Here is a 23,601-nt window from a genome sequence, read left to right as displayed (position 1 = left end):
CCATAAATATTTTATTTAAATTTAAAAAAGTTTATTTCTCTATTATTGTATTATATTTATAGTTTTTATTATTAATATAAAATAATTAAATGAATTAAAAAACATAAACTTATATTATACTAATAGAAAATGGATGAGAAAATCTTCATCCTCTCTTAACAAAAAAAATAATACAATAGGGGCTGTTTATTATAGAAGTTACATTTTTAGGTACAGCATCAGCAATTCCAACACGAAAAAGAAATCATACATCAATAGTTGTAAAAGTATCAGATCGTATGATACTACTAGATTGTGGAGAAGCAACACAAAAACAATTAATGGAAGCAGAAATAAGTCCAATGAAACTAGATGATATCTACATAACACACCTTCATGGAGATCACATACTAGGACTTCCAGCACTTATACAATCACTAGCATTCAGAGGACGAGACAGACCACTTAACATCTATGGGCCTAAAGGAATAGGACAACTACTTGAAAATATAAAACATCTAGGCTATGCAACAATAGGATATGAAATAATAACACATGAAATAACAGAACAAAACTGTGAAGTATACAGACAAGATGACTTTAAAATAGAAGCAAGGCTAATGAAACATACAGTACCAGACTATGCATATAAAATAGAACAGATAAGACAGCCAAAATTCCTAAGACAAAAAGCAATAGATCTAGGAATAAAGCCAGGACCACTATTTGGAAAACTACAAAGTGGAGAAGATGTTGAAGTTGATGGAAAAATAATAAAACCACAACAAGTAACAGGACCACCACGTAAAGGTATAAAACTAGTATTTAGTGGTGATACAATACCATGTGATGCAATGGTGGAGTTTGCTCGTGATGCTGATGTACTAATTCATGAGGCAACATTTACAAAAGATATACGCACAAAAGCAAAGGAAAATGGACATACAGTAGCTGAAGATGCAGCATATATTGCAAAAGATGCAGGTGTAAATCTTTTAGTGTTAACACACCTGTCAAACAGATACACAGAATCAAAAGAACTTGAAGATGAAGCAAAAGCTGTATTTGAAAATACACACTATGCATATGATTTTATGCAACTAGTAATTGAAAATAAAAAGCCTACAGTAATTAAAAACCTTAAATAAACAATTAAAATAATATTAATAAGATTAAATTATTAAATATGAAAAAAGTTATAAGATAATATTAATGATTTGTATTTAAATACATTCCAACTTTAAAAAAAATAGATCGTGATAATAATGTCATTTTTTAGTAAAGAAGAAATAGATCCAGAATTAATACCTTACATAAATAAAGGGGAAGCAGTAGGAAGAATAAAATTGGATGGATATGGAAAATGTTCAGTAGTTCTTAAAGGACGTGACATAATCTTCACATCATATGAAAATAAGACAATTCCAAGACTTAATCTTTCACAGATCCTATCACTAAAACTTGATGAAGGAAACTTCCTAAATGAACCAAAAATATACATTGGAATTGGAAATCAAACACTTGTTCTTAAAGGTTTAGATGATAATGATCCAGAATTTAAAAGATTCTATGAAACAATTCTTCAAATGAAACAAAAAGAAGCACCAAAACAACAACCAAAAAATAATAGTCAAATGCCAAAACCAAAACAGGGCATGCCACAACCAAATCATCCACTACAACAACAGACAATGGCACAACAGGCACCAACTCAACAGGCACCAATGGATGCAGCACCATCTATGGATGCACATCCACAACAAAATATGCCATTTAATGATGTAAAAGTAGATGAAATGCCTGTAAATAATACACCAGTTGTTGATGAAAACATAGATGTAGTAGATGAAAAGAAAGATCCAGTAGATGAAATAAGACGCTACTATGAATTAAAAGAAGATGGAATTATAACACAAGAAGAATTTGAAGCTAAGAAAAAACAACTACTAGATCTTTAAATAAAACACCATAACCTCCCCCAACTATTATATTTTTTTTTATACAAAATTTTTTTATCTAAAATAATGCTTTTCATAAAATAATTTATTTAAGAATTTACAAATATAATAAACAATTAACTTAATAGAATAAAGAACTAATTTTTTAAAATAAAAGAAAATATAACTTTAATATAAATTTCATAAAATTTATGGGTGAATAATACAATGAATATACCATGGGTAGAAAAATACAGACCAAAAACATTAGATGATGTAATAGGACAAGATCAGATTGTTAAAAGATTAAATAGGTATGTTGAAGAAGAATCATTACCTAATATAATGTTTACAGGATCAGCAGGTGTGGGAAAAACAACATGTGCAATAGCACTTGCAAAATCACTACTTGGAGAATACTGGCAACAAAACTTCCTAGAACTCAATGCATCAGATGCAAGAGGAATTGACACTGTACGTAACCAGATAAAAAGCTTCTGTAAACTTAAAGCTGTAGGTGCACCATTTAGAATAATCTTCCTTGATGAGGTAGATAACATGACAAAAGATGCACAGCAAGCTCTAAGACGTGAAATGGAAATGTATACAAAAACATCATCATTCATACTTTCATGTAACTATTCATCAAAAATAATAGATCCAATCCAGTCAAGATGTGCAATATTCCGTTTTACACCAATTAAGGCAGGACAGGTTATTAAAAGATTACAATATATTGCAGAATGTGAAAATCTTGATGTTGAAGAAGCAGCACTTGAAAATATTGTATACTTCACACAAGGTGATATGAGACGTTCAATAAACATACTACAAGCATCAACAACAACAGAAGGAAAAGTTACAGCAGATGCAGTGAACGATGTTGTAAATAAGGCAAAGCCTAAAAGCGTTAGAAAAATCATACTAAAAGCACTTGATCATGACTTTATGAGTGCACGTAATCTTCTTCGTGATGTAATGATTGTTGATGGTGTAAGTGGAGATGACCTTATAACACAGATATACCAGGAAGTTGTAGCTATGTCATCTGAGGATTTAATAAGTGAAGATAGCTTTATTCAACTTATGGAATATATCAGTGAATGTGACTATCGTATCCGTGAAGGAGCAAATGCAAGACTTCAAATTGAAGCATTACTTAGTAAGTTTTTAATAGTTAAAAAATAAAAAGGGAAGCAATTAAATTGAAATGGGTAGAAAAATATGCTCCTCAATCACTTGCTGATGTTGTTGGAAATGGAAAAATTAAAGACCAAATCGAAACATGGGCAAGTCGATGGTTAGCAGGAGAAGCACAAAAGCCACTACTACTTGTAGGACCACCTGGTGTTGGAAAGACAACAATTGCACACTTAGTTGGTAAGGAATATTTTTCAGAAACTATAGAAGTTAATGCTAGTGATAAAAGATCATATGATCTTATACAAAGAACTGTTGGTGAATCATCAAAAACACGTAGTTTATTCCACCAGGGATATAAGCTTATAATTATTGATGAAGTTGATGGTATATCAGGACGTCATGATAGGAGTGGTGGACGTGCAATTAATGAAACAATAAAAACAGCAAAACAGCCAGTTATCTTGATGGCAAATGATCCATATAGTAAAAATATTGCATCAATAAAGAATAATTCAACAGTTATTAAATTTACAAAGATAAGATCACCATCAATTAATGCACAACTGCGTCGTATATGTCAAAATGAGGGAATAAACTTTGACCCTGATGCTCTTATGCATCTTAGCCGTGAAAGTGCAGGAGATCTTAGATCTGCAATTACATCACTTGAGGCAATTGTTGATGATGAAAAATCAATAACAATGGATGATGTAAATGTAGTTAAAAAGAAAGATACAAAAAATGGAATCTTTGATACACTTACAATTATTCTTAAAAGTAAAAATCCACAACACATAAAAGAGGCAATGAATACTGATGCACAGCCACAGTTTTTAATTGAACTTCTTGCTGAAAATATTCCACGTGAATATGAAAAACCAGAGGAAGTTGCAAAGGCATATGATATGATATCACTTGCAGATATTAACCTTGGACGTGCATTTAGAACACAAAACTATGTCTACTGGAAGTATGCATTTCTATTTATGGGGCGTGGTGTTGCAAATGCAAAACATGAAAAATATCATAAATTTGGACGTTTTGTTAACTCAACTGTATATGCAAGAGCATCAAAGGCACGAAAACAAAACAAGCTCATTGATGCTGTAACACAGAAGATGAGTGTTAAACTTCACACATCACCAGCACAACTTAAAAGTCAAATACCATATTATAAGGAAATGTTTAAGGATAATGAACAGGCATATGATCTTAAAGAATACTTTAAATTAACAGATGATGAAGTAAAACTATTCCGTCCACGTAAGATCCCTGCATCCATTGCAAAGAAACGTGAAAAAGAACTTCAAAAACAACAAAAAATGGAAGTTGATGAGTACAAAAAACAACAAGAAGCTAAACTTCAAAGGGATGCTAGCTTAAATAACTTTAACATCAATGAAAAACAATCAGTTGAAGCAGAAGTTGAAGATAAACCAGCAGTAAGTGGTGGAAATCTTCTTGATTTAACAGATGATATTGTTGATGAAAAGCCAGTGGTAAAAGTTGAAAAAACAACAACACATAAACCTGAAATTAAAAACTCAGATAATACAAAAACAGCTGATAAAAAGGAAAAAACAGAACCTAAAAAATCTGATGATAAACCTAAATCAAAACAGACAACATTGTTTGATTTCTAAAAAAAATAAGCACAATATTTTAGTTGAGGATGGATAAGTTTTAATAAAATTCTCAACTTTTATTAATTAATTTTTTTTTAAAACTTTTTTTCAATTATAAAATAAAAATTTCAAAATAATAATACTAGGGAGTTGATATTTTTATGTTTTTTTATGCAGATAATATGATGAACTTTGCATTTTCACAACCACTCGATGATGATGACTACATAGATGGTGCATATGCATTTTTTGGAGTAGGATTTGACAGTACAACCACATATAAATCAGGTGCAAGATATGGACCTAAGGCTGTGCGTGAAGCATCATATAACTTTGAAGCATACAACCTCCGTTTTAATAAGCATGTAACAGCACCATGTTATGATATAGGAGATGTAGCATTAAATAATGGAAACTATGAAAAGACAAATATGATGATAGAAGATACAACAAAAACACTTCTTGAAATGGGATTAAAGCCAATAGCAGTAGGTGGAGAACACACAATAACAAATGGAACACTTGGTGCAATTTATGACTATGACCATGAACTATTTCATGACTTAACTGTTGTTCATCTTGATGCACACCTTGACATGCGTGACACCTATCTTGATGAGAAATTTTCACATGCAACAGTACTAAGACGAGTTGCAGAACACAATCCACGAGAGATAATACAACTTGGTATAAGATCTGCTGAATATGATGAACTTCAATATGTAAATTCACAAGATAACATATCATACTATACAAGTTATGACATCTTTGATAGAAAAGATGAAATACTAAAAACATTAAATAAAATAGATTCACCTGTATATATAACAGTAGATATTGACGTACTTGATCCTGCCTATGCACCAAGTGTGGGAACACCAGCACCATGTGGCTTAACACCACGTGATGTAGAAGATATAATAGAGGTAGTATCAAATAAAGATGTGGTGGGACTTGACGTAGTTGAGGTATCATCAGATACAATAGGTGATGTAACATCAATAAATGCTGCAAAGGTAATATATGATTTCCTAACACATAAATCAACACAAGATAATAGCCTAAATTAATAAAAATATAAAATATATTAAAAAACATAACTTCAATTAAATAAATAATGAAATTAAATTTTACAGGAGAAAAGATTTAAAATGTTTCCAACAACAAGACTAAGAAGAATGAGAGCAGATAAAAGAATACGTGAAATGTTTAGTGAAACACCAAAACCTGACATGAGCGACTACATCTACCCATTATATATAGAAGAATCAGCAAAAAATGGAAGTCCAAAACATATCGATACAATGCCTGGACAATACAGATACTCAGTAGATGATGCAGTAGAATATGCAGGAAAACTAGAAGATAAAGGACTAACATCTGTAATACTCTTTGGAATACCAGATCATAAAGATGAAGTAGCATCAAGTGCATATGATCCTAATGGAATAATTCAACAAACAATACGTGCACTAAAAGAACAGACAAATCTTGTTGTTTTAGGTGATGTGTGTATGTGTGAATATACAAACCATGGACACTGTGGAATAATCAATGATGATGGATATGTACAAAATGATCCAACACTAGAATATCTATCAAAAATAGCAGTAAGCTATGCTGATGCAGGTGTAGATGTAATAGCACCAAGTGATATGATGGATGGACGTGTAGATGCAATAAGAACAGCACTTGACTTAAATGATTATGTAAATACACCAATCTTTTCATATGCAGCAAAATATGCATCAACATACTATGCACCATTTAGAGATGCAGCAGATTCAGCACCAAGCTTTGGTGATAGAAAATCATACCAGATGGATCCAGGAAACTTCAATGAAGCAATACGTGAAGTAGAACTTGACGTACTTGAAGGTACAGATGCAATAATTGTAAAACCAGCACTTGCATATCTTGACGTACTACGTGAAGTAAAACAGACATTTAAAATGCCAACAATAGCATACCAGGTAAGTGGTGAATATTCAATGATCTGTGCAGGAATAGAAAAAGGATACATTACAAAAGACTTACTCTATGAAACACTTCTAAGTATAAAACGTGCTGGTGCAGATATGATAATAAGCTACTTTGTACCAATGCTAGCAGAAGACTTATAAAAAAAAATATTTTTTATTCCATAACCATCCCCCTTTTTATTTTTTTATTTTTTTAAATAACAACCCTATAATTTTAGAACATTTCTTTATATTAAAGTAATATTAATAATGTTGTTTTTACATAAATTTAATTAATAATAGATAAATAAAAAAATTTTCTTAGGAGACAGTATGAGATATGAATTTAACTACTCAAGATATAGCAAAGCTTGGTGAAATAGCAACATTACTTGAAGTTAGTGGATATCCTAAGCCTGGAAATGTACACAGAACACAGGACTTTAGTGATATGAAATATGAAGATTTTCTAATAAGTAGTGCATCTATACGAGATCCATTGTATATTGCAGCATATAATGGACATAAATCATATCCATATATGTTAAATGATATTGGAATAGGAGAATGTATATTTGACTGTGTCAGGGGAACAAATACTCTAACACATACAAATACAAATCTTGGCATAAGTATGCTTCTAATACCAATAGCTGCAACATTTGGTGCATTAGTTGATGAAAATCCAATTAATAAATTACAAAAAACATTAGATACTATTATTAAAAATACTGAAGTAGACGATGCAGTTGCATTAGTAAAGGCAATATCTATGGCAGATGCAGGTGGACTTGAAGGTAAAACACAAGACTATGATGTAAATCAAGCATCAACACTTGATGATATACGAAACAATCACATTAACATCTATGACTTACTTAAGATGTCAGAGGACTATGATAAAATATCATATGAACTAATCAATGAACTACCTGTAATATCAAAGTATGGATATCCTACCTATGCAAAGTATGAATCTGAATATGAAATAAACGATGTTACAATCGAAGTATATCTGAACATACTAGCAAGTACTCCAGATACATTAATTGAAAGAAAATATGGACAAAAAGTTGCAAAAAAAGTCTCATCAAAAGCAAATGAAATATTAAAAAATACAACAATCGCAACAAAAGATAGACTTACATCACTGAAAAACTTTGACTCCTACCTTATAGATCATAAATATAATCCTGGAACAACTGCTGATTTTACAGCAGCATCATTATTTGTAGGACTAGTTGATAAGTATTCAATAACAGGAATATAGAACTAAAACTAATTTAATGGGAGATTAACAATAAAATGATAGATAAAACAATAAATAAATTACATCTTTATGAAAAAAAATTATTAAAACAATTAAAAGAAGATTCAAATCTTACACCAGAAGAAATAGCACAGAAAACAAAAATGCCACTTAAAGCTGTTACAAGTGCAGCAGGTATGCTTTCAAGTAAAAATATAATATCTATGCATAAAAATTCTACAGATATCATAAATCTTTCAAAAGAAGGAGAAGACTATGCAAAAAATGGACTTCCAGAGTACAGAATTCTAAAAGCATTACAACAATTTAAAAAAGAAGGAAAAAGTGAAGTTGCAATAGATGATATCATAGAAAAAGCAAAAGTAACACGTCAACAGATGAACTTTGCAATAGGAACACTTATGCGTAACCAATGGGCACGTATGAATCAGGGAAAACTTGCAATACAACCAAAAGCTGAAGAAGTAGATACAGATAATGTAGAAGAAAACAAATTCCTAAAATTCCTAGCAGATCATAAAGATATTGCAGATAATGAAATACCAGAAGAATTTAAGAAAATACAAAAACAGTTCTCAAAAAGAAAAGAACTTTTCAATATTAAATCAAGACAAGACTTTGACTTCAAATTAAAAGATCTTGGTGAGCAAATTCTTGATCATGGATTTGAAATACAAGATGAAGCAACACAACTTACACATGAACAACTAAAAACAGGTTCATGGAAAAATCTCCACTACCGTGGATATGATATTAATGCATCAGCACCAAAAAACTATCCTGGAAAAATTCATCCACTTCAGCAGACAATTGAGGAAATTCGTGACATCTTCATAGATATGGGATTTGATGAAGCAAAAGGAACAATTCTAGAATCTGCATTCTGGAACTTTGATATGTTATTCCAGCCACAAGATCATGCAGCACGTGAAATGCAAGATACATTCTATGTAAAAAATCCACCAAAAGCTGAACTTCCAAGTCGTGAACTTGTTGAAATGACAAAAGCAGAACATGAACATGGTGGAAATACAGGATCAGAAGGATGGAAATACCAGTGGAATGAAGAAGTTGCAAAACAGATCGTTCTAAGAACACATACAACAGGATTATCTGTAAGACATCTAAGTGAAAATGAACCACCACTTAAAATGTTCTCAGTAGGACGTGTATTTAGACGAGAAACAATCAACTACAAACATCTCCCTGAATTCCACCAGGTAGAAGGTATTGTTGCAGGAGAAGATATGAGCTTTAAAAATCTTCTAGGAATTCTTAAACAATTCTATAAAAAACTAGGATTTAAAGTAAGATTCAGACCTGCATACTTCCCATACACCTACTTATCAGTTGAATCTGAAATATATGTTCCAGAAAAGAAAAGCTGGATGGAACTTGGTGGATCTGGAATGTTCAGACCAGAAGTACTTGAACCACTAGGTGTAGAAACCCAGGTTGCAGCATTTGGTCTTGGAATTGAAAGACTTGCAATGATGAGATATGGAATTGAAGATATACGTATGTTATATCAAAGTGACATTGGATGGCTTAGAAACTTACCTGTTACATGTAACATAAAACAATTCTAGAAATATATAAAATAAAAAAAATTTGATGGAGGAAAAATATTATGGTATACAATACATTAGAACTTAATCTTGAAGCAGTAACAAACACAATAAAAATGTTAGAAAAAGAAAATAAAGATGAAAACAAGGATAAAATTGATCAACTTAAAAAAGAAAGAGATAAACTTCTAAAAGAATTAAAAGTATTCTAAAAATTATTAATGGTGTGGTTTTTAGGATGGAATTACTAGTAAGTGCAATAAATATAGATGAAGCAAAACAAGCAGTAAAAGGTGGAGCAGACATACTTGATGTGAAAAATCCTAAGGAAGGATCACTTGGTGCAAACTTCCCATGGGTTATCCGTGAAATTAGTGATTTTGCAGATGAAGATATGATTGTAAGTACAACAATAGGTGATGTACCATATAAACCTGGTACAGTATCACTTGCAGCACTAGGATGTGCAGTTTCAGGTTCAAACTATGTAAAAGTAGGACTTTATGGGCCTGAAAACTATGATGAAGCAATGGAAGTAATGGAAGCTGTTGTAAGAACAGTTAAAGAATATGATGAATCCATTACTGTTGTTGCATGTGGATATGCTGATGCATATAAAGTTGGATCTGTTGAATATATGGATATTCCAGAAGTAGCACATGATAGTGGCTGTGATCTTGCAATGCTTGATACATACATAAAAGATGGTCATAGACTTACAGATCACCTGAATTCTGAGCAATTAAAAGAATTTACTGATATTTCACATAGTTATGGTCTTAAAGTAGCACTTGCAGGATCTGTAAATGCTAATGATATTGAAATGCTAGAATCTATTAATTGTGACATTATGGGTGTTCGTGGCTGTGTATGTACAGGTAATGATCGTAATAATGGAACAATTGATCATAAATTAGTTGAACAATTAAAAGCTAACATTTAATTATTATATTAAATAAAAATAATACTAATATATTTTTTTTTTATTAAATTTTTTTTTATTTTAAAAATAAAAACTTATTTTCAGAAAGATGTAAAAATTATTAAAAAAATGGGGGATTATAATTTGAGCAAATATATGGATAAATTAACAAAAGCTGAAGATACATACACCTATGATGACTTCCTTATAAAACCAGGATTATCATCAATTGAACCTAAAGATGTTACACTTAAAACACAGGTTTCAACAAACTATGAATTAAACATACCTGTTGTAAGTTCAGCAATGGATACAGTAACAGAAGCACCAATGGCAATAGCACTTGCACGTGAAGGTGGACTTGGTGTTATCCACAGAAATCTTACAATTGAAGATGAAGTAAAAGAAGTTAAAAAAGTAAAACTTTCAAATGAATTAACAGTACGTGAAGTTATAACAATATCACCTGATGAAACAGTAAGTGAAGCAAAAGACATCATGGACTTTGAAGAAATCAGCGGACTTCCAGTAGTTGATGATAACGATGTTGTTGTTGGTATTATAAGTCGTCGTGATGTAAAACCATTACATGGACGTCACCTAAATCGTAAAGTATCAGAATTTATGACACAAAACGTTGTAACAATTGCAGAAGGTACAGATACAGCAGATGCACTTGATGTTGCATATGAAAATAAAGTTGAAAGACTTCCTGTTGTTTCAGATAATAGTGAACTTGTTGGTATTGTAACAATGAAAGATATTCTTGAACATAAAAAATATCCAAATGCAGCAAGAGATAAAAAAGGAGCATACATGGTTGCAGCTGCATGTGGACCGTTTGATATGGATCGTGCAATGGCACTTAGTGATGCTGGTGCAGATATTATTGCAATTGACAGTGCACATGGACATAAAACAGATATTATAGAATCAGTTCGTGAAATGAATAAAAATGTAGAATCAGATGTACTTCTTGGTAACATTGCAACAGCAAAAGCAGCAGAAGATATTCTTAAAGCAGAAATTAACGGTATAAAAGTAGGTATTGGTCCTGGTTCAATATGTACAACAAGAATTGTAGCAGGTGTAGGAGTTCCACAGCTTAGTGCAGTTTCAAGTGTTGCAGATGTAGCAGAAGACTATGGTGTACCTGTAATTGCTGATGGTGGTCTACGTTATTCTGGTGATATTGCAAAAGCATTATCTGTAGGAGCAAATGCTGTTATGGTAGGAAGTCTTCTTGCAGGTACTAAAGAATCACCTGGTGAAATGACAATAAGAAATGGACGTAAATATAAACAATACCGTGGAATGGGATCTCTTGGTGCTATGACTGGTGGTGTTGGTGCTGGTAAAGATCGTTACTTCCAGAACTCAACAAACAGTAGTAGTAACATGAATTCAACAAAACTTGTACCTGAAGGTATTGAAGGAGTTGTACCATATAAAGGAGCTGCAAGTCAAATTGTATATCAACTTATGGGTGGTCTTAAATCATCAATGGGATATGTTGGTGCAGCATCAATTCAGGAAATGCATGAAAAAGCAGAACTTGTACATATTACACCTAATGGTATGTCTGAAAGTCATCCACACGATGTAACAATTACAAATGAAAGTCCAAACTACAATCCAAGAAGTTAAATTCAAAGATTAACTATAAAAATAAATAAATTAAATTCTCCCCCAAATTTATTTTCCCCATCTTTTTTTTTATAAGTTGATATCAAATTTAGATATCTGGGGTTAAAATTATCCTTTTATTTTTTATTATTTTTTTTAAAATAGATATTTGATCTCCGCCTAAAAATAAAGAAATGATACTATTTTTTCTATAAAATTAATTTTTTCAATGTAAAAATAATAAAAAAAAGAGAAAATAAAAAAAGGTTATTTCTGGTGGTTAAAATATTCACAACTAATTTTTTTTCAACTTCTAAATTTTAATCTATGAATGATTATGTTTTTCATAGATTGTTACTTTTTCAGGTTCACGACCATTTTCTAGTATGAACTTATTTACAGATTCTATAGCTTCAACATATTCATTTTTGAAAACTTTAGTATCATCAATAAGAATATACTGTGCAAGTTCTCTATGATCCTGATTATAATTTATTACTTCTTTTATAAACTTTGAATATTCAGATTTGCTAAGTTCTTTTTTTACTTTTCTTTCATACTTCATACCTATCACACTGGTAAGTTAAGATAATTATCTATTTTTATGTTCTTATTAATAGCTTTTTGTTTATTTTCCTCTGACATAAATAGTGCAACATCAGCATAGTTATACTGAGCCTTTTTTAGTGATTGTATTATTGTTGAAACCTCACTAAGTGCCTTAAGACCGTCTGGTGTTTCAACTTGTATTGACATTTTCTTATATGATAATTCCTCTGGTATGTCAATAATTACCTCTTGTGGATCTATATTAAGGTCTTGTGCTATTTCTTCTTCTGCTTGTGTTAAGTATTTCTTTTTCATATTAACAATTTTCTCAGGATCCTCATACAGACTAAGTGTTATTGAATCAGTCTTCTTGTAGAGGTGTCGTGTATCAATATTTTCCATAGTCTTTTTAACAATACCATCATGATTTCGTGCAATATTTATAAGATCTCCATCATCAAGATATTTAAGTTCATCTTCTGTTACTGCCTTATCATCAAGTAGACATTTAAGTGCTACTCTAAACATTCCATTAACAATACGTGTTGTATGATGTTGATATACTGTAGGATACATGAAATAACGTGCAAGAAGAGTTGACTCTGCAGCCTGAACACCTTTTGATGAAAGTACAAGCTCATTTTCATGATATTTTAGGCTGTAGAGCAATCGTTCTGTATCAATTATTCCATATGCAACACCTGTATAGTATGAATCACGTTTAAGATAATCCATACGATCTACATCAAGATCTCCTGTTATTATTTTTCCGTACTTAGTTTTTCCATCTACAATATTTACGACAAGTTCTGGGTCAATTTTCTTATTTAGTATATCTGTTATTGTTGAGTTTTTTATTATTTCCTTTGTATTAGTTTCATGGTCATTTTTAAGTACTCTTTCTGTTACATGAGAAAAGGGTGTGTGTCCTATATCATGAAGTAGTCCACATATTCTTAACAATTCAATAATTTCACTATCAAGGTTGAGTCTTCTTGCAAGTTTATCAGCTAAGTGTAGAGTTCCTATTGAATGTTCAAATCTTGTATGATTAGCTCCAGGATATATTAGATTAGTAAATCCTAACTGTTTGATACGTCGTAGTCTCTGCATTTCAACAGTATCTAGAATTTCAAGTTCAAAGTCAGTTAGGTGTAGATCACCATGAATACTATCTCTTATAAATCCCATAATGTAACCATCTTCTTATTTTAACTTTCCCAATTCTAAAGTTTTTTTGCCATGTAAAAATGCCTAGTTTTGATTAGTCTTTTTTTCATAAGCTATTTCACTAACTTCTTTTTGGGCAATGTTACGTATACGTTCTATACCTTTAATTTCTTCAATTACTTTAACAACAGATTTTGGTAGAAGTGATTGCCAATCTTCATTGTTAAGTATTCTTCGTCTTACCTCTGTTCCTGAGTATTCTTCTCTATTAAATAGGTGTGGTTGTTTGTGTGGTATGTTTTCTTCTGCAAATAATTGTTTTACAAGAGCATTTCCTGATATTACTTTACGAAATGGTGGTGTTAACATTTTCACATGACCAACCCATAGAGAGTTACATGCTATGTCTTCAAGTGGTATGATGTAGTATTTTGATGGATCTATATCATATTCTCTTAAAGCTTTTGTTAGCATCAATACTCTTTCTCCACCAGTAAAAGGATTTGATAATGTGTGGCTTTTTTCAGCACTTCCAATACCAATAATTAGTTCATCAACTTCATCTAGTGTTTCTTGAATTACATTTAGATGTCCTTTATGTACTGGTTGCATTCTTCCAACTATTAAGTCTCTTTTCATCTTTTAATACCTATTATATAAATTTATTTTAAATTAATTGATTAAATATTGATTTTTATTAATATATATAGTTTAATAAAAAATATTATACAAATGATAGAAAAATCCTAAAAAAATTACAAAAATCATAATTTATTCTAAAAAGTAGATTAGTTTTTATGAAAATTATTTAATATTATTAAGTTTTATCTTTTATTTCATTATATTAATAAAATTTAAATATTTAAACATAACATATTTATTATATAGATATGAAATTATTATGGTTTCATATTCCAGTAATAAATAGTCCTTTAGGGTAGTGGCAATCCTACGAGACTCTGGATCTTGTGACAGCGGTTCGACTCCGCTAAGGACTATTCTCTTTTATATAAAAACTTTATTATACTACTTTTTTTAAAACATACTAATTATATTAATAATTTAATTAGGGATGAATTTTTTTATCATGTTAAAAAATAATTACTATTTTAGAAATATTTACTCAGATAATAATATTGATGTAAATATTCATCATAAATCTATAGTTTTTGATCTTAAATGTCAAAATAATGTTATGATCTCCTCATGGCATAATGGTGGATATCATGAGAATATGAAACATATTCTAAATCAGACTGTTGAATGTGAAGATTACAAGATAATTGACACTATGGATTTTTGTGATTATCAAAAGTTGGTAATGGAAGATCTGGGTCTTGATAGTAGTCGTTCTGCTGGTCTTATAACATCTGCATGTATGGATAATTATGCAATTGAAACTGTCATATATCGTGATGTTAAGGTTGTAGCAGTAGTTACAGCTGGTGCTGATAAAAATGGTATTAAGGCAGGTGATAGTGCATCATTTTATGAATATGATCATAGCTATGAGAATGTGGGAACTATTAATATTATACTTTTTATTGATGCAAACCTAGAGGCTGGTACATTAATTAATGCTATTATAACGGCAACTGAGGCAAAATCATCTACTCTTATGGATTTAAAGCTTGAAAGTCAGTATTCTGAAAATATTGCAACAGGTACTGGTACTGATGGTATATGTGTTATTTCAAATAAATCATCTGATAATCATCTTGAAAATGCAGGAAAGCATTCAAAACTAGGAGAGGTTATTGCAAAGGCTGTACGTACTGCTACATTTAAGGCTTTATATCTTCAAACTGCAATGTCACCTGATTATCAGGCAAATGTTCTTAGTCGTCTTTCAAGATTTAATGTTGATTTTGATGTGTTATATGATGCATATAAATATGATGTTGATATAGCTGATTATGCATCTGTATTATATGATTTTTGTGATGATTGTGAAAATATTGCATGGGTTAGTATGATTATAAATCTTGCAGATGAAGTAGAAAATGGTCTACTTTCAATAGGTGATGTAGGTGGAATTATTAAATTACTTACTGAAAACTATATGCATATAAATAATGAATGTAAGATACAACAAAAAAGTGACATTATAAGTTATGTGGTTGAAATAATTAATGAAAAACTAAATAAAATAATACTATCAAAAAAATAAGAAAAAGAAGAATAAGTAATATTAAAAATAAAATATTACTTATTTTATAAGAATAATTGGAAGTTTAACATGTCTAATTGAAGCTTTAGTAAAACTTCCAATAGGATCATCAAGACTTTCTTTAACATTACATCCAAGAAGCATTACATCAGCTTCACTTTTACGTGCAACTTTTTCAATATCAAACTCAGGACTACCAAATAAGATCATACTTTCAACAGCAACATCCTCACCTTTAATATAGTCAACCATTGCACTGACAAAATCTCTAGATTCATCATCTTGCATATCAAATGAAAAACTATTTTTCTGATTCATAATATTTGCAACAACAATAGTAGAGCCTAACTCTTTTGCCATCTCAACAGCCTTACTTACTGCTTTTTTTGATATTTCAGATCCATCAATAGGAACAAGAATTTTCTCAAACATAACACAATCAACTCCATCTAATATTTTATTCTTCACTTTCCTCTTTTGCTATAAATTCATCAACAATTTCTGTTGCATCTCCAACATCTATAACTTTACCATCTTCAATAAGAATTGCACGCATTGCAACTTCTTTGATGAAATCCATTGTATGGCTTACAATAACAATTGTAGTACCAAGTTCCTGGTTTATTTGTTTAAGTGAATTTGCAACTATACGAAGAGTTACAGGGTCAAGATCACCAAATGGTTCATCAAGAATTAATATGTCAGGATTTGATGCAAGTGATGCAGCAATTGCAGCACGAACCTTTTGTCCACCAGAAAGTTCTGTAAACTTACGATTTAAGAGTGGAAGAGGTAAGTCAAGTGCCTCAAATATAGGTGCCATATAATCTATTGTATCTTCAAGTGTAAGAGGTGGGAATAATATATTAAGAATTTCAGGTGAAAGATTTACCTTTTCAAGTTTTGTAATAGCCTCATCACGTGAAAGATCAGTTAACTGATAGATTATATCAAGAGATTCACGAGATAAGTTGAATTCCTCAGCCTTTTTAATTGCATTTTCAAATCCTTGCTGTGTTTTTGGTGCAAGTCTTGTAGACATCTGCTCAAGAAGTGTGGAATTTGGTGAAAGACTAAAGTCCTGATGCATAAATCCAAGATTTTTACGGATTTTCATACGATTTTCACCATAATCATCCATACGAGTAAAAGTATCATCACAACGTATTTCAATAGATCCACTATCTGCATCATCAAATCCTGCAATCATACGAAGAATACCAGTTTTTCCAGCTCCACTTTTACCAACAAGTGCAACAATTTCAGATTCATATACATCAAAGTTCACATCCTCAATTGTAAGAACATGACCACCACGATATAAGTAGAAGTCTTTTGTAAGATTGCGAACCTTTATAATAGGATCTGTATTTTCACATTTTGCAAGTGGATATTCATCCTCTTTTTGTGCAAGAAATTCATCAACAATAACTTTAGGTGCATCAACTTTTTCAACTTTACCATTATATATAAGCATTACACGATCAGAAATAGCCATATGTACCTCTGGCATGTGTGATACTACAATAACTGTTGTACCATATTTTTCATTGATTTTCTTAATTGTTTTAAGAATTTCATCTTTAAGTTTAGGACTGCTCATTGTTGCAGGTTCATCAAGAAGAAGAAGTTTAGGTTTCTTAATAAGTTGACGTGCAAGTACAAGTCTTTGTTTTTCTCCACCACTAAGTACTGGTGCAAAATGATCAGCCTTATGTTTAAGTCCTACAGTATCAAGAATATCAAGTGCTTCATCTTTATATTCTTCAATTACATCATCATTAATAAATACAGTTGTTTCATCACCAGTTTTAAGTCCTACCATTTTATGAATTATATTTTCAAGTACTGTTTTTGACCATAATCCAAATGATCTTTGTAGGTGAATTGCACTTTGTTCTTTAAGCATATTTTGGTGTTCACGATAATTTTCAGGTGTAATTTGTGTATCATCTATTGTTATTGTTCCTTCATCGAATCCTTCAACACCTCTTAGTATACGCATTAGAGTTGTTTTTCCAGATCCACTAATTCCCATAATACCATAAATTTCACCATCTTCAACAGTAAAGCTTACATCATCAAGTGCTTTAATCATACTATTATCATTTAATTTATATATTTTAGTTAGATGTTCAATTTTAATCATATTACCTGTTAATCTCCCAATATAATTTTTTTTTATAAAATGAAAAATAATAATTAAATTTTATAATTTTTTTTTAAATTTTTTCTCTAAAACATCATTATTATATATTATTAATTTATATCTTCTAATTTAATAATTTTCTAAAAATTAAATCAGTAATTTAAAAAAAAGTAAGTATAAAAAAAAGTGTGGAGAGGAGAATATAATTTTTCTTTAGTAACGTCGACGTCTATTTCTTTGTGATCTTCGTCTGAAAATTGACCTAATTGCATATAATACAACAAGTACTATAATTCCAACAATTGCAACAGGAAGCATATTTATAAGTATTGAATCATTACTCTTATCAAAGCTATAATATCTGTCAAATCCCATCTGTGAATTTGTTGTATGATTTTGTGTAATTTTTGCAAAGTTATAAAGCAAGTCATAATATCCAATATATGCACCCTCATATGTAATATAGTCTGGTGCACGACCATTTTCATTCATATACTGTTGTGTTGTTTTTGCCATATTTACATAGTCATAGTAGGAATAACTATCCTTTGTAAGAAATGAATACTTAAGAGGATTTGATGGTGCATCATAATCTTTAGGATCAACAAGAGCACTACCATTAAGATATGATGATGTAAGATAGAGAAGTTGAGCCTGAGAATATGAATTATATGTATCATTCATGCTACTATCTGTTGTGTTACTTTCAAGATATGCACTACTTGCCTCTGCCATAACTTGTGGTTGAAGATTATGTTTTAATATAAGAGATTCATCATAACTTTTAGATTCTGATGCATCATAGCTATTAATTGAATTAACAACTTCCTGTGCAATATACTTATTTACATCACTTTGAGATCTTGTATATACACCATCTGATGCTGCATTTGGAAACTTCTTAAGAGGCTGAATATAACTAATACCAGCATCATCTAAAAACTTTGAAGGACTTGCAATTGCAGCAAAAGATGTTTCTGAATAATTATCATCCCATGCTCTTTTAATAAAATCACGACTTTCAAGGTCAAGATTTCCAGTATTAACAAATATTACCTGTTTATCACTACCTGCTGAATACTTAGCAAGAAGCTTCAAATTACCACAATCAACAGCGGCAAAATTAACACTAACATCACAATTACTTTCAATTGCACGAGTACCCTCACCAGGAGTTGAAGATTCAGGGTCAACTATAACATCAAGCTTACCATTAGAAAATTCCATAATATAATCTTTAATTTCATTAAGCATTTCAAAGTCATTATCAGATCCTCCAATATTATCAGATGTTAGAAATACACTAGTTGCACTAACACATTGAAGTACTGATGCAAATACTAAAATTAGAACTATAAAAAGTTCCATCTTTGATTTAAATTTACTCAAAACTTACCTCCCTCCTAAAGGAAAAAATAATATTAAAAATTTCTTTTTCTTGGTTATATAATACATTATATATTAATACTATTATAGATATTAAAAAATATTTAACATATATACATATAACAATAATATAGATAAAAATAAAATTTTAAATTCAAACAAAATTACAATACTTAAAAAAATGGGGGAGTGAATCCTATGGAATATGATAATTATATGGTAACATGTGACATATGTGGATGTGAATTTGACATAGAAAATTCAGGATGTTGTGACTGTGGATTTGGATGTGGAGGAGGACAAGTAAAATGTCCAAGATGTGGTCTTCACATGCCACTACCAGATGATATACGAGATGAAAGAAAACGAGAATATGATGCAAACACAGTATTTGCAAAAATGGAAGCAAAACTAGCAGAAATAGAAGAAAAAGAAGACAAACAAGACGAATAAAATTAGATGTGAGATAATAAATATGACACTAAGAGAGAAATTTTCAGATATACTAGATGATAAAAACAACAATGAAAAAACAATAGTAGCACCAATAACAACAATAAATCTGATAAAATACAGACAAAATCTAGATGTGCAATTTCCAGAAGCACACCTTAATGTAGATGATATGGTAAAACTTGCAACAGCACCATATAATACATCAAAAATTGAGGGAATAAACATACCATTTGACATGACAATAGAATCACAATCATTTGGATGTGAAATAGATATGCGTGATGGATCAAACATGCCGGAGGTAGCATCATCACCATTTAGCAAACCAGAAGACATAGAAATACCAGAAAACTTCACAGACTCATCACGTATGAAAATACTCTTTGATGCAATGGATAAAATAAACATGCAATATCCAGATGTACCATTAATAGTAGGAGTAGTAGGACCATTTACACTACTTGGACAACTACTAGGAATTGAAGATCTACTCAAATACATAAAAACAGAGTACTTTGAAATAGAAGAAGCAATAAGTGTCATAACAGAAGCACTAATAATGTTTTGTGAAGAAATTGATAAACACAACCCATCTGCAATATGTATATGTGAACCAAGCTGTTCATGTGACTTGCTTGATCCTAAAATATTTAAAAAACTCATAAAAGAAGAAGTAGAATATATTGCAGATTCAATACAATCACATAGTATATTACATGTATGTGGAAATTCAACAGAAATAATAGAAGATATGCTAACATGTAACTATGATGCAATAAGTATAGAAAATATAGTAGATCTTGACTATGTAAATGAACAAAGAACAAAAACACAATCAAAAACAAAGGTATGTGGAAATGTTTCAACAAAAACATTACTACTAGGTGATAAAACACAGATAAATACTGAGGTAAAAACAGCACTAAATAAAGGTATTGACATAGTAGCATCAAGCTGTTCTGTACCACCATATACGCCTGAAGAAAATGTACATGAAATGATAAAAGCAAGAGATGAATACTACCAACAATAATTAGAGTATGTGACATGACAGAAGAAAAGACTAGATGTAAATGGTGTAACATGAAAAATCCCCAGTATGTAAAATATCATGATGAAGAATGGGGACAACAAACAAAAGATGAACAATACCTATATGAAATGTTCATACTAGAAACATTCCAGGCAGGACTAAGCTGGGAAATCATACTAAATAAAAGAAAAGCATTCAAAGATGCATATGATAACTTCAACATAGATAAGATAATAAAATATGATGAAACAAAAAAACAACAACTATATGAAAACAAAGACATCATACGAAACAAACTTAAAATAAATGCATCAGTAGAAAACTCAAAAATATACAAACAAATAGTAGATGAATATGGAAGTTTTTATAATTATCTAAAAAATTTTATACAAGATGAAATAATCTATGAATATGATAAAACACAAAATGAGATCTCAGATAGACTATCAGATGATCTTAAAAAACGTGGAATGAAATTTACAGGATCAATAACAATCTATTCATACCTCCAAGCAATAGGTGTGATAAATTCACATACACCAGATTGTTTCATGTATAAAAAATAGTAATTATAAAAAAAAGATTAGAAAAGAGTGGGAAAAAATGGAAAATAATGAAATTATCGAACAAATCTCAATATATGACACACAACTAAAAGATACAGATCCAGAACTAGTTGAAATACTAGACAATTTCATAGTAAATGATCTGAAAGAAGAATATGAAAAAATCACATTTACAGAAAGAATGCTACTAATACTTTCAACACTAATTGCAAATCAATCACATAAGTTATATGAAAAGATACTAACAGAGGCAATAGTTGAAGGATTAGATCCAATCATAGTAAAAGAAATGTTATATCAGTCAATAGTATATCTTGGAATAGGAAAGATGTATGAATTTATAGATATAACAAACAATGTATTTGATGAAAAAGGAGTAACACTACCACTACCAGGACAATCAACAGTAACACAAAAAACCAGAAAACAAGAAGGATATAAAATACAACAACAACATTATGGAAAACAATGGATGGAAGATCAAATACAAGCAACACAACAAAATCAGAGAAGACTATGGGACTATATCTCAGAATTTGGATTTGGAGACTTCTATGCAAGAGGAGGACTAGATGATAAACAAAGAGAAATAATAACCATAGCAATACTAATATCAATGCGTGGATGTGAACCACAACTAGAAATACATCTAAGAGGATGTAAAAGTGTAGGATTTAGTGATGATCAATTAATTGCAATGATAATGATACTAATACCATACATAGGTTTTCCAAGAATACATAATGTACTAGCTGTATTAAATAAATTAGAATAAAAAAAATAGTAATATATAAGAGGGGATTATGATGAGAATTTTATTTACTCATCAAGTTTTCCTTGTTTTTCAAGTTCATCATACATAATACCTACAGCTTTTAGAAATCCTGGTTTTCCAGATACTAAAAGTACAAGTTTTAAAACATCCATAATTTCTTCTTTTGTAAAACCAAATTGTTTTATACCTGTACTCATTTGTTTACGTATAGGCATTTCAGAATCTGATGCTGCTGTAAGTGCAATTGCAACAAGTTTTAATGTTCTTTTATCAACAGTACTATCTTCAAATATTATTTTTTTAAAGTCCATCATGTTTTTGTGAAGATCTGGAAAATCTTCTTTTAAAAGTTGCATGTGGGAACTTGCAAATTTCTGCATATTTTCATCCATTATAAATCACCTTTAAAATGTTTCTTTTTAGATATTTGATAATATTAATTTTAACTCTAAAATAGTTTTTTAGTAATTAATTTTCTGTTATTTTTTCATGTATTTTCAATTAATTATTTATGCAATATTTTCTAATTATATTGTTAAGGTAGGTGTTGTGAGAATAGTATGTGCTACAAAAAGCGAGACACATGAACAAAAACATTAAGTATGTTTTGTTATGATTGAATGTTTTTTCCAAGTGTAGCAATAATATTTCTTATTATATTATAACGAAACATTTATAATATTGAAAGCTAAAGTAAAGCTACTTGAAATTCAAGTAGTGATTTAGTTTGATGTATGTTAAACGCAAAGTGTAGACAACTAAAACTTTGAAAACATAACTGTGTTTAAAAGTTTGGTTGTGTGGTGCAATACATCCGCAAATAATGTATTGTGAAAAAACTGCTAGATTTTTTTTAAGTTTAAAAGAAATTTTTTGTACTTTTCTAATAAATACTTCTTATTTACTAGACAATATAAAAACAGTGTGTAAATTACTACAAAATCTGCTTAGATTGATACTGATTTACAACATTAAATGTGTAAATCCGTTTGATCCTGGCGGAAGCTACTGCTATTGGGATTCGATTAAGCCATGCAAGTCGAATGAATTCATATTCATGGCATACGGCTCAGTAACACGTGGATAACTTACCCTTAGGACTGGGATAACTTTGGGAAACTGAAGATAATACTGGATATTAAGCTATGCCTGCAATGGTTTGCTTATGAAACGTTTTTCGCCTAAGGATAGATCTGCGGCTGATTAGGTCGTTGGTGGGGTAAAGGCCCACCAAGCCGATGATCGGTACGGGTTGTGAGAGCAAGAGCCCGGAGATGGAACCTGAGACAAGGTTCCAGACCCTACGGGGTGCAGCA

23 protein-coding genes and 1 rRNA gene are annotated in these 23,601 nt (G+C 30.5%); 17 read left to right on the top strand and 7 right to left on the bottom strand.

Annotation, left to right across the window (positions count from 1 at the left end; genetic code table 11):
• The first annotated feature begins 191 nt into the window (after positions 1-191).
• From rnz to guaB, 11 genes are all read left to right on the top strand, one after another.
• Positions 192-1,127, top strand: a complete 936-nt coding sequence (gene rnz, locus MRZ80_RS06565; RefSeq protein ID WP_292537671.1) for a ribonuclease Z — start codon at positions 192-194, stop codon at positions 1,125-1,127.
• 117 nt (positions 1,128-1,244) lie between these two features.
• Positions 1,245-1,937: an SHOCT domain-containing protein gene (locus tag MRZ80_RS06560; RefSeq protein ID WP_292537549.1), complete on the top strand. Its 693-nt coding sequence runs from the start codon at positions 1,245-1,247 to the stop codon at positions 1,935-1,937.
• Positions 1,938-2,144: 207 nt separating this feature from the next.
• Positions 2,145-3,104 (top strand): replication factor C small subunit, encoded by a 960-nt coding sequence (locus MRZ80_RS06555; protein WP_292537547.1) that lies wholly within the window; start codon positions 2,145-2,147, stop codon positions 3,102-3,104.
• 17 nt (positions 3,105-3,121) lie between these two features.
• Positions 3,122-4,702, top strand: coding sequence for a replication factor C large subunit (locus MRZ80_RS06550; protein ID WP_292537545.1), 1,581 nt, complete (start codon positions 3,122-3,124; stop codon positions 4,700-4,702).
• A gap of 143 nt (positions 4,703-4,845) precedes the next feature.
• Positions 4,846-5,754, top strand: coding sequence for an agmatinase (gene speB, locus MRZ80_RS06545; RefSeq protein ID WP_292537543.1), 909 nt, complete (start codon positions 4,846-4,848; stop codon positions 5,752-5,754).
• Positions 5,755-5,835: 81 nt separating this feature from the next.
• Entirely contained in the window at positions 5,836-6,807 is a 972-nt protein-coding gene (hemB, locus tag MRZ80_RS06540; protein WP_292537541.1) for a porphobilinogen synthase, read from the top strand.
• Positions 6,808-6,985: 178 nt separating this feature from the next.
• Positions 6,986-7,915 (top strand): triphosphoribosyl-dephospho-CoA synthase, encoded by a 930-nt coding sequence (locus MRZ80_RS06535; RefSeq protein WP_292537539.1) that lies wholly within the window; start codon positions 6,986-6,988, stop codon positions 7,913-7,915.
• A gap of 35 nt (positions 7,916-7,950) precedes the next feature.
• Positions 7,951-9,504, top strand: a complete 1,554-nt coding sequence (locus tag MRZ80_RS06530; protein WP_292537537.1) for a phenylalanine--tRNA ligase subunit alpha — start codon at positions 7,951-7,953, stop codon at positions 9,502-9,504.
• A gap of 41 nt (positions 9,505-9,545) precedes the next feature.
• Positions 9,546-9,695: a hypothetical protein gene (locus MRZ80_RS06525; RefSeq protein ID WP_292537536.1), complete on the top strand. Its 150-nt coding sequence runs from the start codon at positions 9,546-9,548 to the stop codon at positions 9,693-9,695.
• Positions 9,696-9,721: 26 nt separating this feature from the next.
• Positions 9,722-10,426, top strand: a complete 705-nt coding sequence (locus MRZ80_RS06520) for a (5-formylfuran-3-yl)methyl phosphate synthase (protein WP_292537535.1) — start codon at positions 9,722-9,724, stop codon at positions 10,424-10,426.
• Between the two features lie 135 nt (positions 10,427-10,561).
• A complete protein-coding gene (gene guaB / locus MRZ80_RS06515; RefSeq protein ID WP_292537668.1) occupies positions 10,562-12,052 on the top strand; it encodes an IMP dehydrogenase in 1,491 nt (496 codons plus the stop codon).
• A gap of 304 nt (positions 12,053-12,356) precedes the next feature.
• On the opposite strand, the gene MRZ80_RS06510 is transcribed toward guaB, so the two are convergent.
• The 3 genes from MRZ80_RS06510 to MRZ80_RS06500 all read right to left on the bottom strand — a co-directional run bounded on the left by MRZ80_RS06510 (position 12,357) and on the right by MRZ80_RS06500 (position 14,389).
• Positions 12,357-12,596 (bottom strand): pseudomurein-binding repeat-containing protein, encoded by a 240-nt coding sequence (locus tag MRZ80_RS06510; RefSeq protein WP_292537533.1) that lies wholly within the window; start codon positions 12,594-12,596, stop codon positions 12,357-12,359.
• 5 nt (positions 12,597-12,601) lie between these two features.
• Positions 12,602-13,771 (bottom strand): HD domain-containing protein, encoded by a 1,170-nt coding sequence (locus tag MRZ80_RS06505; protein WP_292537532.1) that lies wholly within the window; start codon positions 13,769-13,771, stop codon positions 12,602-12,604.
• Between the two features lie 63 nt (positions 13,772-13,834).
• On the bottom strand, positions 13,835-14,389 hold the full coding sequence (locus MRZ80_RS06500) for a nicotinamide-nucleotide adenylyltransferase (protein WP_292537530.1): 555 nt from the start codon (positions 14,387-14,389) through the stop codon (positions 13,835-13,837).
• Between the two features lie 448 nt (positions 14,390-14,837).
• On the opposite strand from MRZ80_RS06500, the gene MRZ80_RS06495 reads away from it, so the two are divergent.
• Entirely contained in the window at positions 14,838-15,920 is a 1,083-nt protein-coding gene (locus MRZ80_RS06495) for an adenosylcobinamide amidohydrolase (RefSeq protein WP_292537529.1), read from the top strand.
• A 39-nt stretch (positions 15,921-15,959) separates the two neighbouring features.
• Here MRZ80_RS06495 and MRZ80_RS06490 read toward each other — a convergent pair whose 3' ends face one another.
• The 3 genes from MRZ80_RS06490 to MRZ80_RS06480 all read right to left on the bottom strand — a co-directional run bounded on the left by MRZ80_RS06490 (position 15,960) and on the right by MRZ80_RS06480 (position 19,458).
• Positions 15,960-16,352, bottom strand: a complete 393-nt coding sequence (locus MRZ80_RS06490) for a universal stress protein (RefSeq protein ID WP_292537527.1) — start codon at positions 16,350-16,352, stop codon at positions 15,960-15,962.
• 25 nt (positions 16,353-16,377) lie between these two features.
• Positions 16,378-18,069 (bottom strand): ATP-binding cassette domain-containing protein, encoded by a 1,692-nt coding sequence (locus MRZ80_RS06485; RefSeq protein WP_292537525.1) that lies wholly within the window; start codon positions 18,067-18,069, stop codon positions 16,378-16,380.
• 213 nt (positions 18,070-18,282) lie between these two features.
• Entirely contained in the window at positions 18,283-19,458 is a 1,176-nt protein-coding gene (locus tag MRZ80_RS06480; protein ID WP_292537523.1) for a pseudomurein-binding repeat-containing protein, read from the bottom strand.
• Positions 19,459-19,653: 195 nt separating this feature from the next.
• Between MRZ80_RS06480 and MRZ80_RS06475 the strand changes: the two genes are divergently transcribed.
• Genes MRZ80_RS06475 through MRZ80_RS06460 form a run of 4 tightly spaced genes read left to right on the top strand, consistent with a single transcriptional unit; the run spans position 19,654 to position 22,285 of the window.
• Positions 19,654-19,908: a hypothetical protein gene (locus MRZ80_RS06475; RefSeq protein WP_292537521.1), complete on the top strand. Its 255-nt coding sequence runs from the start codon at positions 19,654-19,656 to the stop codon at positions 19,906-19,908.
• Between the two features lie 22 nt (positions 19,909-19,930).
• Positions 19,931-20,944, top strand: coding sequence for a uroporphyrinogen decarboxylase family protein (locus MRZ80_RS06470; RefSeq protein WP_292537519.1), 1,014 nt, complete (start codon positions 19,931-19,933; stop codon positions 20,942-20,944).
• A gap of 14 nt (positions 20,945-20,958) precedes the next feature.
• Positions 20,959-21,510, top strand: a complete 552-nt coding sequence (locus MRZ80_RS06465; protein ID WP_292537517.1) for a DNA-3-methyladenine glycosylase I — start codon at positions 20,959-20,961, stop codon at positions 21,508-21,510.
• A gap of 37 nt (positions 21,511-21,547) precedes the next feature.
• Positions 21,548-22,285 (top strand): carboxymuconolactone decarboxylase family protein, encoded by a 738-nt coding sequence (locus tag MRZ80_RS06460; RefSeq protein ID WP_292537516.1) that lies wholly within the window; start codon positions 21,548-21,550, stop codon positions 22,283-22,285.
• A gap of 44 nt (positions 22,286-22,329) precedes the next feature.
• On the opposite strand, the gene MRZ80_RS06455 is transcribed toward MRZ80_RS06460, so the two are convergent.
• Complete coding sequence (locus tag MRZ80_RS06455; protein ID WP_292537514.1) at positions 22,330-22,677, bottom strand: carboxymuconolactone decarboxylase family protein; 348 nt, start codon at positions 22,675-22,677, stop codon at positions 22,330-22,332.
• Between the two features lie 590 nt (positions 22,678-23,267).
• Between MRZ80_RS06455 and MRZ80_RS06450 the strand changes: the two genes are divergently transcribed.
• A 16S ribosomal RNA gene (locus tag MRZ80_RS06450) occupies positions 23,268-23,601 on the top strand; the annotation flags it as partial.

The sequence above is a fragment of the Methanosphaera sp. genome (genome assembly GCF_022768985.1).
Classification (GTDB): domain Archaea; phylum Methanobacteriota; class Methanobacteria; order Methanobacteriales; family Methanobacteriaceae; genus Methanosphaera.
Note: the sequence above shows the minus strand (reverse complement) of the source record. Positions and strands in the feature narration are given on the sequence as shown.

Bases quoted from the DNA above. Each gene is read 5' to 3' on its own strand.
- MRZ80_RS06520 (WP_292537535.1), top strand. From the start codon at position 9,722: ATGGAATTACTAGTAAGTGCAATAAATATAGATGAAGCAAAACAAGCA.
- MRZ80_RS06465 (WP_292537517.1), top strand. From the start codon at position 20,959: ATGACAGAAGAAAAGACTAGATGTAAATGGTGTAACATGAAAAATCCC.
- MRZ80_RS06535 (WP_292537539.1), top strand. From the start codon at position 6,986: ATGAATTTAACTACTCAAGATATAGCAAAGCTTGGTGAAATAGCAACA.
- MRZ80_RS06470 (WP_292537519.1), top strand. From the start codon at position 19,931: ATGACACTAAGAGAGAAATTTTCAGATATACTAGATGATAAAAACAAC.
- MRZ80_RS06460 (WP_292537516.1), top strand. From the start codon at position 21,548: ATGGAAAATAATGAAATTATCGAACAAATCTCAATATATGACACACAA.
- MRZ80_RS06495 (WP_292537529.1), top strand. From the start codon at position 14,838: ATGTTAAAAAATAATTACTATTTTAGAAATATTTACTCAGATAATAAT.
- guaB (WP_292537668.1), top strand. From the start codon at position 10,562: ATGGATAAATTAACAAAAGCTGAAGATACATACACCTATGATGACTTC.
- MRZ80_RS06525 (WP_292537536.1), top strand. From the start codon at position 9,546: ATGGTATACAATACATTAGAACTTAATCTTGAAGCAGTAACAAACACA.
- MRZ80_RS06455 (WP_292537514.1), bottom strand. From the start codon at position 22,677: ATGGATGAAAATATGCAGAAATTTGCAAGTTCCCACATGCAACTTTTA.
- MRZ80_RS06505 (WP_292537532.1), bottom strand. From the start codon at position 13,771: ATGGGATTTATAAGAGATAGTATTCATGGTGATCTACACCTAACTGAC.
- MRZ80_RS06490 (WP_292537527.1), bottom strand. From the start codon at position 16,352: ATGTTTGAGAAAATTCTTGTTCCTATTGATGGATCTGAAATATCAAAA.
- MRZ80_RS06510 (WP_292537533.1), bottom strand. From the start codon at position 12,596: ATGAAGTATGAAAGAAAAGTAAAAAAAGAACTTAGCAAATCTGAATAT.
- MRZ80_RS06560 (WP_292537549.1), top strand. From the start codon at position 1,245: ATGTCATTTTTTAGTAAAGAAGAAATAGATCCAGAATTAATACCTTAC.
- MRZ80_RS06530 (WP_292537537.1), top strand. From the start codon at position 7,951: ATGATAGATAAAACAATAAATAAATTACATCTTTATGAAAAAAAATTA.
- MRZ80_RS06475 (WP_292537521.1), top strand. From the start codon at position 19,654: ATGGAATATGATAATTATATGGTAACATGTGACATATGTGGATGTGAA.
- MRZ80_RS06500 (WP_292537530.1), bottom strand. From the start codon at position 14,389: ATGAAAAGAGACTTAATAGTTGGAAGAATGCAACCAGTACATAAAGGA.
- MRZ80_RS06555 (WP_292537547.1), top strand. From the start codon at position 2,145: ATGAATATACCATGGGTAGAAAAATACAGACCAAAAACATTAGATGAT.
- speB (WP_292537543.1), top strand. From the start codon at position 4,846: ATGTTTTTTTATGCAGATAATATGATGAACTTTGCATTTTCACAACCA.
- hemB (WP_292537541.1), top strand. From the start codon at position 5,836: ATGTTTCCAACAACAAGACTAAGAAGAATGAGAGCAGATAAAAGAATA.
- MRZ80_RS06485 (WP_292537525.1), bottom strand. From the start codon at position 18,069: ATGATTAAAATTGAACATCTAACTAAAATATATAAATTAAATGATAAT.